The 15,501-nt window shown below is 49.7% G+C and carries 11 protein-coding genes; all 11 read right to left on the reverse strand.

Features of this window, described 5'->3' with window-relative positions:
* Positions 1 to 22 precede the first annotated feature (22 nt).
* The gene (locus tag A8707_RS16655) at positions 23 to 2,671 is read right to left on the reverse strand and encodes a DEAD/DEAH box helicase (RefSeq protein ID WP_068818364.1); all 2,649 of its coding nucleotides are present in this window, start codon (positions 2,669 to 2,671) and stop codon (positions 23 to 25) included.
* A 96-nt stretch (positions 2,672 to 2,767) separates the two neighbouring features.
* On the reverse strand, positions 2,768 to 4,489 hold the full coding sequence (locus tag A8707_RS16660; protein WP_068818365.1) for a DUF262 domain-containing protein: 1,722 nt from the start codon (positions 4,487 to 4,489) through the stop codon (positions 2,768 to 2,770).
* 178 nt (positions 4,490 to 4,667) lie between these two features.
* A complete protein-coding gene (locus A8707_RS16665) occupies positions 4,668 to 6,107 on the reverse strand; it encodes an ABC transporter ATP-binding protein/permease (protein WP_068818366.1) in 1,440 nt (479 codons plus the stop codon).
* A 25-nt stretch (positions 6,108 to 6,132) separates the two neighbouring features.
* Positions 6,133 to 6,444: a hypothetical protein gene (locus A8707_RS16670; RefSeq protein ID WP_068818367.1), complete on the reverse strand. Its 312-nt coding sequence runs from the start codon at positions 6,442 to 6,444 to the stop codon at positions 6,133 to 6,135.
* A gap of 44 nt (positions 6,445 to 6,488) precedes the next feature.
* Positions 6,489 to 7,349: a hypothetical protein gene (locus tag A8707_RS16675; RefSeq protein ID WP_068818368.1), complete on the reverse strand. Its 861-nt coding sequence runs from the start codon at positions 7,347 to 7,349 to the stop codon at positions 6,489 to 6,491.
* Positions 7,346 to 8,587 (reverse strand): type IIL restriction-modification enzyme MmeI, encoded by a 1,242-nt coding sequence (locus A8707_RS16680; protein ID WP_068818369.1) that lies wholly within the window; start codon positions 8,585 to 8,587, stop codon positions 7,346 to 7,348. Before A8707_RS16680 ends, A8707_RS16675 begins: the two co-directional genes overlap by 4 nt.
* Positions 8,584 to 8,976: a DUF5615 family PIN-like protein gene (locus A8707_RS16685; protein ID WP_068818370.1), complete on the reverse strand. Its 393-nt coding sequence runs from the start codon at positions 8,974 to 8,976 to the stop codon at positions 8,584 to 8,586. The genes A8707_RS16680 and A8707_RS16685 overlap by 4 nt, the downstream gene beginning before the upstream one ends.
* Positions 8,966 to 9,301 carry a DUF433 domain-containing protein gene (locus tag A8707_RS16690; RefSeq protein WP_068818371.1) on the reverse strand — a complete coding sequence of 112 codons (336 nt, stop codon included), beginning with the start codon at positions 9,299 to 9,301 and terminating at the stop codon, positions 8,966 to 8,968. The genes A8707_RS16685 and A8707_RS16690 overlap by 11 nt, the downstream gene beginning before the upstream one ends.
* Positions 9,298 to 9,507, reverse strand: coding sequence for a hypothetical protein (locus A8707_RS29165; protein ID WP_068818372.1), 210 nt, complete (start codon positions 9,505 to 9,507; stop codon positions 9,298 to 9,300). Before A8707_RS29165 ends, A8707_RS16690 begins: the two co-directional genes overlap by 4 nt.
* A gap of 12 nt (positions 9,508 to 9,519) precedes the next feature.
* Positions 9,520 to 12,156, reverse strand: coding sequence for an Eco57I restriction-modification methylase domain-containing protein (locus tag A8707_RS16700; protein WP_068818373.1), 2,637 nt, complete (start codon positions 12,154 to 12,156; stop codon positions 9,520 to 9,522).
* 12 nt (positions 12,157 to 12,168) lie between these two features.
* Complete coding sequence (gene drmD, locus A8707_RS16705; protein ID WP_068818374.1) at positions 12,169 to 15,393, reverse strand: DISARM system SNF2-like helicase DrmD; 3,225 nt, start codon at positions 15,391 to 15,393, stop codon at positions 12,169 to 12,171.
* Positions 15,394 to 15,501: the final 108 nt, after the last annotated feature.

Genomic DNA, 15,501 nt, shown 5'->3' on the forward strand with positions numbered 1-15,501 from the left:
AGCTGCTTCAGGTACAGACTAATTAAATCAAGTCCCTGAGGCTGGCTTTTCCCTTACAACCAGAGGCACTACAGGCTAAGAAGATGCTGCCGTTGGAGGCATTACGTACCCCCTTGAAAGCAGAGCGGCAGATGTTACAAACACGGCCCATCATCTGAGCGTATTGAGTGGCGTCTGTAGCGCTAACGTTCCTACCCTGGCGAGGATGTTTCAGACAGCTAACACGAGGCTGACCGTAGTCGTTGATTTGAACCCAAAGAGGCGAGTTGCAAAGCTCACAAGAGCCAAACGTATCCTCAATAGGCTTAGGAGCAGGGCCAGCACCGTCTGGAACAAGTTCTAGGAAGTCGTACAATAGTGTAACTGTTTCGGGTAAGGCCACCTTGAAAACAGGCGCTTCCGCTCCAGGGTTGGTATAAACCCACAAAACTTGCCCGTCAAGACCAACAATACCCATGTTGCTAAAGGATTTGTTACACCATACTCGTCTGTTGGAGATTTTCCCTGTGATTGCTTCTGCTTCCGGGCCACGAGCAAATACTTGTAGACCTCGATTGACGTTTAAATAGAAGTGTTGGCTGGGCTTGAGCTGTACCGGCCAGTCAATGGCAACTGATTTTTCAGCAGCCTTAAGGTCAGCATGAATATCTGCTTGGGCTGCCTTAGCATTGGGGTAAACTTTGACGTTTGGTAGTGTAAAGATCCAAGGTTCTGTATTGGAAGCGTCCGTAAAGCTTAATGGGTGGACTTCAGCTCGGCTACGTAGCCGGTCAATAAATTTGCGGAAGATGTTGGATGAGTCGAGCTTAACTTTCAGGAAGTCGTCATTGAAAAGACCAATGAACTTACCCTCTGCTCGGCTGATGGCTACGTTGGCAAGGCGAGCGGCGGTGCTCTGGGAACCACCGACTAACAGCTTGCTCGCTTTTTTCATCTGGTGGCTGTCAACGGCATCGAAGACAATCACATTTTGCTCAGAACCCTGGAAGCGGTGAACCGTTGCGGCTTTGACGTTCTTTTGACCAGTTTCTCTGAGGATGCGGTGTATTAGGCGGGCCTGGGCGCTGTACGGGGTAATAAGGCCAATACTTTGAGTGCCAGCAATTTGGGCTTGGTAGGTGATGTCTGCGGCGATGAGGGCCGAAATCAAGTTGAAGCGGCTGCGGTGATCTTCACTGAAACAAAACGCTGAGGCGTGGCTGAGATCATAAAAGACGATGGATTGACCCACGTTGGGCGCAGCATGAACGATCGCCTCGGTTCGTTCTCTCACCCCTTCTCCATCCTCTAGCTGATTCTTGTAGAACAGTTCATTTGGGATGGCAGAAATGGAGGGGTGCATCCGGTACTGGGTTTTGAGCAGTATCAGGCGTTCGTCTGGAGTGCCACGGTTAACGCTGTCAATAACCCTCGCTTCGTCGAAGATGTCGCGCTGGAGAAACTCTTCGGCATTGCTGGTTTTAGCTTGAGAAACGGGAGCTAGCTGACGAAAGTCGCCAAAGATAGCAATGCGTTTTTTCGCCAGGGTCGCACCGTAAGCACAGTGAGGAATGTAGGCCATACTGGCTTCATCAATGATGACGGCATCAAACTGGCGCTCGAAGATCTCTTTGGCGATCGTTGCCTTCGATAACGTGCAACCCACCACCATGCCCTTCGCTACGAGAACCGATTGGTACTCCCGTAACAGCTTTTTGAGAGGCTGTAGCTGCTTGCGAATCTGGGCGATCTGATCTTTAAGCTGGTTTTTGATAAGGGTGCTTAGACCAGAGGCACGGGATTCTTTCGTGAGATGTTCGCGCTGTTTCTCCAGCGTTTCGATTTGCTCAATCAGTCGGGGCTGTTGCTGTCTGACAATGCCGCGAGCATTCAGCATCGGGTATTGCCGATAGATGTCAGGGGTCGGGATGCCGAAGCGCAGCACCATCCCTTCTCGATAGTAGCTGGACTGGCAGAGATACTTGGCCACGCTCTTCATCGCAGTATCGACGGCGGCATTGCTGTGTGCCAAGACGAGAACGGACTGACCAGAGTGGACAAGGGATGCGACCGCTAGGCCCAGCGTGCTGGTTTTACCCGTACCCGGAGGCCCCCAGATAAAGCTCACCGGATGCTGGAGAATGTGGGTGACCGCCGCTGCCTGGTGGATGTTGTAGTGAAGGCTTAGCCCAGTTTCTGACTGAATGCGGGGGGCAAACTGACTGAACTGTTCATGGCTAGTGCGGGCAGCTTTGGGGCTGGCAATCAGTAAAGACTCAGCCAGTTTGCGGTTCGCTGTAATGCTAATGGTGGCAGTTGTAAGGCGGTCTTGCAGGGCTTTGAGCAAAAACCAGGGTTCAGTGTTGAGCTTGGCTTTTTTAATGTCGTCACCGATGTCATCTTCTAGGGCAACGAGTAGGTCAAAGCCCTCCACGGAGACCAGGATACCGGGGTACTTGGTCTTCTGATAATGCACATCGATGGGTGCATCTTCTGGGAAGCGGATTTCGGTATCGGTGGTGAAGGAATAGAGATGCTCACTGTTACGTCTGCCAAGATAGTGACCATCAGTAATGGGAGTCATTGAGCCGCCAGCGCTCCGCAAAGCCTTGATTTCGTCTTCAAGAGCTTTGTGGAAGTCTTGCTGGTAGCTTCTGAATGTAGCGCTGCGAGGGGTAGGGTTGGCAACCATGGATGTTCTGCCTTTTCTGCATTGAGGAGTTATGAGCTATGGGTTGGGGGCAGATGCGGGTTGTCAGCAGTTGAAAGCGGTGAGGCACTAAAGCGACTAGGCAACGATCGCGGGCGGAGGTGCGAAGGCGGGTTCATCCAATCGCCAGAGTTGTTTTAATCGACCTACGAGTTCAGTCTGTCGCTGTTCAATCACTGCAGGAGTCCAGTCTGTTGTGTTCAATACCTGGGTAGTGATGGCGAAGGGAGCCACGCCATGTCTACCGGTGAAGTACTTGCGCTTTTTCGTGGCAAAGTCAAAGTTTTTGGCACTGCTATTTTTGTAGCCTGACAGCAGTGCCAGGTTTCCTAAGCGATGGACGTAGTGTTGACGATCATTAGCGTCGGGGAACCACTCTAGCCACTGACTACCAGAAGGCGGATTTTGGGGAAGAATGTGCTCGACGGTAATACGGGGCAATGCGTACACTGCTTCGCCACCAGAGAGATAGGTGTCGAGGCGAAGCAATACATAGAGACGAATTTTAGTGTCTAAGTAGAGTGGACCATTCAGTCTTTGAACAATAGCTGTACACTCTTCAGCCGTAAGATTTAAGGGCGAATTTGGCTGAGTGATGTCCAGATCTTTTTCAATCCAGGTTAGGAGATTGCTGTAGCGCTTCATGCGCTCGTTGATATCGGCTCGCTGAATCATGAGACCAGCGGCTAGGCGATCTAGGTCTTTGAAAAACGTGAGCAGTTGCGCTGGCTGGTGGCGATATTTGGATAGATAGGCGATCGCAGGTGGCAACCAATCGGCATTATCAATACGATTCAGGTATTTGAAGTAAGTATTGATGGCTTCGGCGTGCTGATGGCTTTCATAGCAGCAATCTTGAATATCGGCATAGGCTTGGGCTGCTGGACATAGCACCTCATCAATGAAGTTAATGGGGGTTTCGCTGGGCTTAACTTGCTCTCGCACTTCTTTTAGGACTGAATCTTTTTGCTTGGCTTTGCGGTAAATCATCCGAATATGGGAGAACAAGTCTTGGAAGGTATTGCGTCCTAGCTTGACTTCAATGTCTTCCCAAAGTCGGTTGTATTGCTCTTGCTGGTCTAGGGGAATTTTGCCAATGATCTCAGATTTAAGGATGTCAGTAACAGACAAATCTAATCCACGATCGTTCAGGACGGAGAAGATGCGGTAGGACGAGTCCATATCGGGGGTGGAAACGACAACTAGCAGGCATCCTGTAATGACGAATTGGGTTAACCGGATGCACTGATGCTCTGGCAGCTTCTGTAAGCGCTTGAGTAGATGCAGGGCATTATCGCGGATGCGAGCCTGACTATCGGGGAGAATAGCATCCTTCAGTTTGGCTAATTTGTTAAGCCCCTCTTCATCCTGGATGTGCTCACGAAAAAATTGTGCGTCTCGATCTCGCAGGGTCAGCCGATAGCGGTTTGGGGTTGCTTTAATAACGTTGCCTTTCTCATATAGGTAAGCAGTCAATGCCTTGGCAACTTCTTCTGGAACAGTTTCCCGCAAAACAGACAGAAGAATGGTAAGGGTTGTCAGGCGCTGCTGTCCATCGACAACCTCGGCTTTAGTGGAATCGTTTGACTTGATGAGAACAATACTGCCCAGAAAGTAGGGACTGAGTTGATCGATAGGAACGTTGCTGTCTCCCAAAAAATCCAGCAGATCATCGAGTAGAGCTTCTGCCTGCTCAGTTTCCCAGGCGTAGGGGCGCTGGTATAGGGGAATTGAGAAAACAAAGTCATCGCAGAAGATTTTCTCGATGGGATATTCGGCACCGTGGATTTTGGTTGGCATGGTAAGTGTTTAGAAGGAGTTTGGCTAAGACGAACTATTTTTGATTCAATAAGCAAAATAACGACTAAAGCGGACGGAGCTGAATCGCTTTTACACTTAGCTGTTTTTACACTTAGTAAGCATAAACATGAGTGCTCTCAACACTTTTCCACGGCTGTGCACTGCTAAAAGCTTCATCTCACTGAGCGACGTTATCTCGTTGATACGCGACTTTGGCGATTAATCCTGCAACAACGGCATAGAAAACAAGCCACAGTACGTGAAGCAAAAGATGCTTGTCATAAGCCATTCCTGCACCATACTGAATAATCTGCCTATAGTGAAAGAATGGAGATAAAACAATTAAATCCTTCACATAGCTTGGATCTTGGATAGGAACTAAACCACAAGAAAAAATTCCAAATGGAATTAAGATCCCAGCGATCGAGTCAAGGGCTTTAGGAGGTATGACATAACCTAAAGTGATGCCGATAATTGCGAAGGGAATAATTCCGAGTAGCAGCCCAGCACTCAGGGTCAGCCATTGGGTAAGGGACTGATGTAGGTCAAACTTGAAGATGCCAATTGCAAAAATAATAGAAAGACTTGCGATTAGAACCAGCATTGTCATGACAAGTTTGGCAGCAAGGTAGATGCTTGGCGGCAATAGTGTCACCCTAAGAAGCTTTAACCATCCCTCAACACGTTCAATGGCAATACGCTTTCCTAACCGCTCAACTGAAAAGATTAGAAGGCTCATCGCACTGAAGAAAATTAGCCCCTTTTGGATCATTGCCATGTCTTTCTCAAGTGGCAATATCGCAGCCAAGCTTGAAAAGAGGAAGACACCTGCAAGGTAGGTAGGAGTTCTGAGAAGCTGTAGAATTTCTGCCCCAACCTGCTTTATTAGCATCTGAAAAGGATTGGCAGATTGATAAGAGAGTGGAGTATCTGACGACACCTCAGTCTGTATTTCTTGTGCGGGCTGTTTATCGTAGGTCAGCTTTCTATTTGCAAGGGTAATAATGTGGGTAGCAAGGTTCTGCAACTTGTCTTGCTCAGATTGGCTATGAGTAACCATGAGGATGCTTACACCGCCACTCTTGCAACGTTCAACCTGATCCCAAAATACCTTCTGACCTTCCACATCTAAATTTTTAGTTGGCTCGTCTAAGATCAGCAGCTTAGGATTACCAACGAGTGCGATCGCAAAATAAAGTCGCTGTTTTTGCCCACCCGCTAAATCGCTGGGAAAGGCATTTTGCTTATTAGTCAATCCAACGGTTTCAAGAACGTCTTTGGTAGAAAGCGGATTAGGGTAGTAGCTTCTGACAAGCTCAATCAGTTCTCTGACTTTCAAGCTATTCGGTGGCGTAACTTCCTGAAAGACAGTACCGATCTGCAACTTAGATTTTGGAGAGTGTGGTGATGTGCCAAAGAGCTGAACACTGCCGCTATCGGGGTCTTGCAAGCCAAGGATGATTTTGATTAAGGTACTTTTTCCTGCACCGTTGGCACCACGCAGGACAACAAAATCACCTTGACGCACCGTCAAGTCAATATTCTGTAGAATCGTTTGTCTACGAAATAGCCCCTCTTGAAATCCTTTGCTGAGGTCTTTTATCTCGATGAGATTCATGGTTGCGTGTCCTAAATTGGTTTCCTTAGAAGAAGAAATCTTGAATCAACCACCAAATAGCCACTCCAGCAGCGGCAGCAGGTATTAGGGGTACCCCTAGCAGAGTCAGCGCAACAAGTACAATTGCCCCCCCTGCAAAGGGAATCGGATCGGGGAATGGCGGAATTACATGATCCGTAACGATGTTGAATTTGATCAATACGATGAAGATGGCTCCAAAAACCAGCAGGGCAAACCCTGCTTTTAGTATCCGGTTTGCGAATGTGGGGAAGTCAAACTGCCGATTCTCTGAATTCTCTAGGGTAGGTTCTTGAGTATTGGTCAATGGGTTATCCATCGTGATTCTCTAAGTTATTCAAGTGCGGCTCTTTGTTTCAGTACTTAATTGCCTAACGACAGGAGGATTTCTGCAGCGATCCATACAGCGAATCCTACGCCCGCTGCAACGATAACAGGTGCTTCTATGACTGCAAGTCCTATAACTGCTGCAGAGCCAGCAACAACTCCTATGATCTGTTTGCCTACGTCAGAACCATCAGTCTTTTTATCTTTGTTACCCTTGTTATCTTGATCTGGATCTCCTTCATCTCCTCGTGTGGGCTTTATAACCACAGGGTCAGGGACTTTTTTTGGTTTAGTTTGACCCCCATCTATTGGTTTAGCAGGTGGGGTTTTATCAGTCCTTTGCTCGGGAGTGCTTGGTTTTACGACCAAACATTCTTTAGAAATATTTGTCCATTCCAGGAGTGGTATGCAAGAGTTCTGCAGCAGGATTGTATGCGTAGTCAATAGTGACGCACAGAAGACCAACATAATAGTGCCCAGAAGCCTTACTGCATTCTGTTTGAGATAGACGAGCCAAACCGGTTCATTAGTTACTTGCATAAGTTTGAACAATCTTGGAATGAGGTTGGTGGAACCGGAGAGTAACTTGGCGGAGAATATTACTCGCATTCTCTTAGTCTTCCCATTTCTGCTCTCGATCGACAGCAAAATGCCCGGATAGCGTTGTTTCTGATGCACCAGATCGACGGGTGTATCGTCGGGGAAGCGAATTTCGGTATCAGTGGTGAAGGAATAGAGATGTTTTCCATCACGTTTACCCAGGTGGCGACCGTCGGTGATCGTGGTCGTTCGCTCACTCAGCTTTCGCAAGGACTGGATTTTGTCACTGAGCGCTTGGTGGAATTGCTGCTGATATCTTGTGAACGGTGAAGTAGCGGTTGCTTTTACGGAAATCATGTATTGGTGGTTTCTTCTGCACTGTTAAACAGAGGCAAATCGCCATAGGCAGAGGCAGATTCACGATCGGCTGTTCTAGTGTTTGCGGCAACTTTACGTCGAGGGGGACGACCTAATTTCTCTTCCTCAGCTCGATCGCGGTTTAGTTCTAGCAGGCGGGCGAGAACTCGATCGTGGATGGTTTCTGACCAGCGATAGCGCCAGGGCTTTTTGCGTTTGCTGCTTCCTTCTTCGTCGTCTTCGTAGTCGAGCCGGAATTCGCAATCAGTGGGGATGTCTTGCCAACCATAGGCATCGAGGACGGCTCGATCGCACTCGGCATGAAGTTGGCGCAGTTTGAGGATGTCGGGATTTGTCTCGTCGGGGTCGTGGAAGCGGTTGTAGGTGGTGGTGAGTCCCTGGTTGTGGCGCACCATGAGATCGGCGCGAAATTCGTAGTAAGTTTTGCCTGCGGCTTCGAGGGTGGGGTTTGTTTCCCAGTCGAGAGGGAAGGGGAAGGTTTCAAAACAATCGGAAGGTGTGTAACGAAGTCGATCTTCCAGCGATGAGCCGAAGAACCTTGCCCAAATTTCGTGAATGCGAGATTGGAGAATGCAGAAGGCGTAGTAGGTTTCTAATGGAAAAACTACTAATGATTCAGAGTAAATAACTCCGCTTGGTATAAAAGTAAAAGAGCCATGTTGACCAACGCGAGAAATGACTAACACCCGATCGCACTGTTCGATCTCTCTAAACAATGCTGGTGTATATCTTCCCCATAGCCACCATCTAGTTTTACGTCTTAGAGCATCACCGTTATTACCTAATTCTTGGCGAGAAGGCTTAACTTTCTCTTCTACGATCGCCATCAAATCAGGATATGATCGCGCCTCTTCCTCTTTCATATCGCCAAAATTAATCACATAGCGATGATGCGAATGAGTCGGGCTAGTGTTGACTTCTTCGCCGCCAATGTAGGGAAAAATGCGCTCTTGATTGCGCGGATCTCGATCGATTAAGCGGTGCATTTCAGCAATGGGTGTAGCATCGGGATTCGTATCATCAAATGTGAAACCCATGCCTAAAACAATGCTGCCTTGAAAACTCTTATTTGCATTGGCTAACAGCGTGGCTGGGTCATCATTGCCGCCCTGATCAAACAAAAAAGCAGTGATTTTTTCAACAGGTTTGCCGTCAAGCTGAATGGGGATGGATGCTGGAAAACTCAAGGCTTGACCGGAGGGGATTGGGCGGTTCATGGGCGCGAATACTCCCGGATGGTGAAGACAGGTTGACCAGAGCCACGTTGATTTTGTTGCAGTACCCTCAGTAAGCGATTTTGTAAGGTTTCTTGGGTGGTGAGGTAGTTGTGAAGCACCTCTCCGATTCCCTGGAGATCTTTGTCATCTTTGCAAACCACGATGCCGCCATGCTCGACTCCACTGCGGTGCAACGCCAGAAAATCATCCCGATTTAGGGTAATGATGGCTCGGTTATCGGCTGTGGCTGTGGTCAACACTTGCTCATCTGGAATCCCTTGATTAGCATTCCCCGCCTCATAGGAAGTTAAAACATCGTGCCCTAGCCGTCGTAATGTGATGACCAACTCGGCAGGCAGGTTTTCATTGGCATAAAACCTAAATGTCATCCCAAGCCTCCTCACTGTGGTGAGAAGTGATGAGAGCGTCAATTTCCGCTGTATGAGTCCGGTAATACATTCGAGCCGCCAGTAAATCAAAGGGCGTTAAGCCAGGGAAGTTCCTCAGCAGTGCCTCCTCATCCATCCCTTGCTGACTGAGAGAAATCAACGTCCACACTGGAATTCGCGTATTCCGAATACAGGCATACCCTCCGGCGACACCCAGCGTTTTTTGCACGGTCTTAGTCACCAGAGACTCCTGGAATAAGGCATAATCCTCCGGGGATAATGCGGCGATCGCCTCTGCCAGTGATTCTGCTAATTTCGCATTCATAACGGTGTCCCTCCTGAGCGATCGTCCTGCTTCCAAATATGCACCACGCTCACAACCACCGCTGCTAATCCGGGCCATTTATATCGCCGCGTCGCACTGTAAATGATGCCGCCATTGTTGCAAATAAATCGGAGTCCAGTGCTGCGGGTGTCTCCTTGGGCGATCGTATTCGTCGCAATTAGCCCCAACGCTCCGCCATAGCGCAATAGATCAAACGATCAGCGGAAGAAATGAGCGACCAAATCTGAGTTACCGTGAGATTCAGGATGAATTTCTCGGAGCCAGGACAGGTAGCCTTCTGGATGAGCATTAATCAGCGTGTTTTTCCCTGCAAAAGGCGGGTTTCCAGCAATGGCATCAAACCCTGGGTTTTCTCTTCTAAACACTTCAGGAAATTCTGTTTCCCAGTGAAAAGGAGACACTGGCTTTTCAAAATGCTTAGTTATGCTTGCAATAAGTTCTAGCTCAGAACGATCAATAACTCCTGATCTCCACAAATGAACCTTTGTAGCAAGCTCTTTAGTAATTTTCTTGGCATCTCTTTTTGATTTAGAAAGATTAGTAAGAAATGCAGCTAGAGCTACATCACTCATCAATTTTTCATCACTCAAGTCATCTGAGTTACTTCGTCTTGAGGTAAAGAAAGAAGCAACTGCCACATCGCTTAGAATTAGGTTCTCGTGAGACTCCAAGTTCGATCGTGTTAAGTAATCTCGCTTCTCTTCCTCAGATTTCTCATTCACAAACGCAATCAAATCTCGGTAAAACTGCGATTTTTGACTGTTTTCTTGCAGCATATCAATTAGACCTGCATTGTTTAGGTCGCTGGCTGCCAAAAACCGACTTAGCTGAGGCTTTTCAACTCCTACCAGTGAGTCACCACACTTCAACTTATGATCTAGAAACGTGAATGGCAGATTCTTTTCTAGCGTCACTAGCCACAGCGACAGCCGCGCCAAATATACTGCAAACGGGTTTTTATCCACCCCATACAAACAGTGCTGCGCTACCTTCCGTCGAGCCATTACTACATCCTCGATCGTCTCCGTCATATCCACAGGCTTGCCGTGAGTATTCCAAGCCTCCACCAAGTGATCTGCCAACTGCCGACAGGCTTCCACCAAAAACGCCGCCGAACCCATCGCCAAATCGCACACCTTCAACTCCAGCAACTGCTCTGGTGTGGGATGCTCTCCTAAATTCTTCAGCACAGGCTCCAGCGTCTTCTCCACGATCGGCTGCGTCAACTTTCGAGGCGTGTAGTGAGACCCCGATCGCCGCCGTTCCTCTCCCGGTTGCAGAAACAGACTGCCTGTTGCCAACAAATTCGGGGTTCTGGGTGACACCCTACGACCGATCGCCGCCACGATCGCCTCTGCGGTTTGTGCGTCCTTCAGCGCATTTCCTTTTAGCTCACACTCTGCCTCTTTTAGCAGCTTGGCGCGATCGGCAGGTTTTGCCGCCAAAATTGCATCGACGTTCACCACCACATCTTTCGGGCGCACTGCAATCGATCGTCCGGCGGCAATCTGCACCTCGTAACCCATAATCGCCTCATACACCGAGCCAATTTGCTCCACGTCCAACGCCCGATACGAAAGCCGTTCGCCATCCAGCATCAGCAGCTTATCCAACATTCGATACACCACCCCATCCGAGATGCGAGGCGCTTCTAACCTGCCATAGGTTGCAAACTGAGAACCGGGTGGACGACCTTCGAGATAAGGATACTCATCTGGGTCAAACAACTGCCCCCGCCGTGCTGGAAGATACTCAGGAGTTGCCCCGCCCCCGTCATACACCAGCCGGAACAAACTTAACAGCGCCGCCCAAGCTCCGTAGCGTTGGTCGATCGTATCAGGATAGCTACCCGCATCTTCGCGCAGCTTTTCATACAGACCTGACACTGCATAATGACGCTGATAGACCTCATCATCCGGCATCAGTCCTTCATCTTCGGCATACAGCAAAAACACCAGTCGCATCAGCGTCGCAATCAGTCCGCCATAGATATGCTGCGGATCAGTTTGAGCAACGGCACTGAGCAACTTTCCATTCATCGCTGCATCTGCCGATTGAAACCCTCGCAGCAGTTCCCACAGCGCATCCAAAACCTGCCCAGACAGCTTGGTTGAAACCTCTGCCTGATAGCTGCGGCTTTCTTCCAACAGTCGAGTCAGGCGTTGATTCTCCGGCACATTAAACAGCCGATCTTCGCCCAGCAGCAGATCCAGCGCACCCAAAATCAGTCGCCCCGGCACTTCGGTCATCGCCTGAATCGGGAACGTCAAATAGCCCGACGATTCACCACTCGGCGCATACACCAACCGAATTTCAGCCCCATTCACCAGCAGCCCCGCAAACACCCCCGTCTCCCGCAGCAACCGTTCAAACTTTGCCTGAATGCTGGCTTTCCAGCCCTGCGCGGTGGGATCATCTCCATCAAACGGCAGCCCAGGCGCAACTTCTTGAATCAGCAAAACCCAGCGATCGCTATCTGGATCGCGCACCGCATAAGTCGGTTTCAGCGTCTCCCCATAGCTAGGCAACGCCACCGATAGTTCATCCGGCAAAACTACCTGTCCCGGCGTACCTACCAAATCTTTGTCACGCCAGCCCAAAACCGTTTGAGTAAATGCCGGAAAGTCAGCAATCCAAGCGATCGCCTCATCTTTGTGACGCGGCAAAACCTCAGTCGAAATCACGGTCGAGAGCCGCTCTTGCAAATCGACCAGCCTGCCGCGATCGATGACCGCCTGTGCCTTGATCAACGCCGGAGGAGAAACGACCAACCCGACTGGCTGAAGCAGTCCCAACCATTCTTTGTGTCTGAGGATATCTAAATCAGTTGCCATTGTTCTCTCTCCTCAACTAGACACGGGCCATAGGTAAACAATACCGACTGGCTCAATTCTCTCAGCCTTGACCTGATAGGTTTGCCGAATCCGCTCCGGCTCACTCAAAATCTCCGTTTCAAGCTGCGCTACCCGCACTTCCCAATGTCGGCGATCGGACTCGATTTGCCGCATTTCTTCAGCATTGAAAAATGACAACTGCTGCGTCTCGTATTGTTTGAACTGCTTGAGGATGCGCTCTCGCTGCTCTCCCAACAGAGTCTTCATCTCCGCAGCTTCCTTTTCACCCCGCTGCTCCAATTTACGTTTAGCGCGATCTGTGAGTTCAGTCGCACGGCGTTCTAGATGCGTTAGCAAATCTTCTACGTCTCTCGCAGTGTGTGCCTTGAGCCGATCGACGATCGCTGGCGGCACGTCTCGAAGCCTGGGATGCGCCAACGAATCTTCTAGAATTTGTAGGACATCTTTCTTCTCAGTTTCTCCCAATGGGCGCAGTCGTCCTCTGCCCCGTGCGTCTGGATCAATCCACTCTGCTGCCACCGAAATAATTTCATCATGTAACCGGGCAGCCCGATCACCATACAGCGACAGCCTGCCCAAAATCAGCACCCGTGGAATCGGATCATCTGTTCGGCAAACACAAGCCCGCGTCAGCTCGTCATGAAGAAACCCCTGCGACAGAAACCGCCCCAGCAGTCGTTGCACAATTCGATGCTCTAAATGCAGATGCACCACTTGACCATCGAGCGAACCCGGATCGCGAAAAACGATCGGACGAATCGGGGCTTCCCGCCGCCAATCCCAAAGCTTCTGCGTTTTTTGTCGAGGTGATCGTAAGGTATCTAACGTTGTTGCCCAAGTCGGATCGGCTCCCGCTTGCTGGTCGAGTGCAGGAACAGACCACTGGCTACGATCCTCATCCTCGATCACAGCAGTAGCATTAATCGGCTTTAGCGGCTCAGATCCCATAATTTCTAAGGCAACCGAGAGCGTGTCTCGAAAATGGCGATCGTCTAACCCCAGCCATACCTTTGAGTCTTTCAGCATAGTTTCCAGTTCGACCTGCTGCTGCCTCAGCTTGTCTTGCCGCACTCGAATCGCCTCTAGTTCCTCTTTGATGGCGTTGCCGTGCTGTTTCGATTCTTCATCGGGCTGATCTGCGGCGTTGATCGCAGTCGTCAGCTTTTGCACTTCAGCTTGCCGAATGCCTCCATCCAGCAACTTGGTCACATTCTTCTCAACCACAGGCGACAAACTGCCCACTTCTTGCTGAATTCTCTTAGTCTTTTGCACCAGCACATCCAGCACTCGATCTTCCACTCGCTGCGACAGGACAAAATAATGGCATCGGACTTCGCTTTCGCGCTGAAGCTTACGATCAATGCGCCCATTGCGCTGCTCCATTCGGCTCGGATTCCAGGGCACGTCGAAGTGAAACAAATCCGCGCAATAGTTCTGAAGATTAATTCCTTCCCGCGCTGCATCGGTCGCAATCAAAATTCTTAACGGATGCTGGGCAGGATCGCTATTGAACGCCTGTTTGATGAACTCCCGTCTCTCTTCACCCATGCCCCCGTGAAAGGTATCAATGCGATCTGAAGCTCGATCGGAGCGGGCAATAATTTCACTCAACCGTTGTTCTAGATAGCGCTTGGTGTCAGTGTACTCGGTGAAAATCAGCACTCGTCGCTCCAGCCACTTTGCACCTGACGCATTCAGCTCTGGACAAAGGTTCTGACGAATCCACTGTTCAAGTTGCTTAACCTTGCTATCGGGTAGATGACGCACCTGTTCAGCGATCTGAGTCATCTCCTCTAGTAAATCTAACTCTTGCTGCGAAATTTCACCAGCCGCCTGGGTTGCTTTTTCCATTTGGATGGCTTCTTCCTTCAGCACTTCATCTTCATCCAGATTCGCTCGATCGTCATCTGCCCCTGGCGACTCTTGCAGGAGCGCGAATCCCTTTGAAATGGGCTGCTGTTTTGCTTGCCGGGTGAGCGCAGTTCGATGAACCCGCAACGTTTTGGCAAACGCCTCGATCGAAGAGAGCAATCGCTTCTGAAGCGAAGTCAAGACTAGCATCGCGGTCGTTTGAGTTGATTTGGGTGCATCCTTTAACCGTTCCTCACGGCAGGTTCGATACTGCTGGAGCAACCGCGACAATAGCAACTCCGGAGCATCTTCCGGCAAACCGTCGATCGCTACAGGAATCACTTTCCGTTCGGGAAAATCTGCACTGTTAATTTCGCGCAAATCTTGCTTGAGCCGTCTAACCATCACATCATCCAATAGCTTCTTGCTGCGAACGGGCACCCCCCGACAGAACCGCTGTGGATCGAGAATCTCCAGCAGCGCCGCAAAACTATTGGAGTGCCCATTGTGAGGGGTCGCTGATAAAAATAGTTTGTGCTCAAACCGGGGAGCCAAATCCCGTACCGTGCGAGTGAGTTGAGAATCGATCGCGTACCGAGAAGCGCTGGCTGGAGCTGCATTGTGTGCTTCGTCTAAAATCAGCATCGACCCGGCTGAAAACTCTTGGAGCCAATCTCGCAAGGGTGCGGCATAAGCTTCATCCCGCAAGAGCGAGTGAGAAATAATAAATCGCGTGTGAGTCTTCCAAGGATTGATGCCATAACCTCGTTCACGCCGCTTGGAGGCAACGAAATCGCGATCATAAACAATAAATGTCAACCCAAATCGGCTTTCCATCTCATCTTTCCACTGGCGCACCACCGAGGGCGGACAGGAAATGATGACGCGCTTAATCTTTTGCCGCATCAGCATTTCGCGGAGGATGAGACCTGCTTCGATCGTTTTCCCCAATCCCACATCGTCGGCGATAAACAAATTCACGCGCGGCATTTTCAGCGCTTTGCGTAACGGTTCTAGCTGATATGCCTTGACTTCAATCCCGGCTCGATAAGGAGCCTGAAACAGCCTTGGGTCTGTGGAAGTAACGCAGTTCCAGCGCAGCGCATGCAGGTAAGCTGAAAAGTAGCGTGGATTATCAAAGCCTCGACTCGCCACCGATTCCCAGGATGATGCTTCTAGAATTTGAGCATCAATTTCCCGTTCCCAAAAAACTTCTAGCGCCTCGCCTTGAGCATCGTCTTCTAGACAGGCTAAACGCACTCTCGTATCCCCAGTTGGCGAATCAGGCAAGATTACGTCTTCAACCAAATATTGACGAGAACGCACCCGAATAATTTGACCAGGTTCGAGAAGTGCTGACGACATCATTTTTCCTTAACACACACTGCTACTGTCATCTATCTAACCTGAGACCAGATAGAATTTCCGGGGAAATACTCAAAAGGTTGCCATAAAACCATGATGGCATCCATA

Origin of the sequence: Phormidesmis priestleyi BC1401 (assembly GCF_001650195.1) — a bacterium.
GTDB classification, from domain to species: Bacteria; Cyanobacteriota; Cyanobacteriia; order Leptolyngbyales; family Leptolyngbyaceae; genus Phormidesmis_A; species Phormidesmis_A priestleyi_B.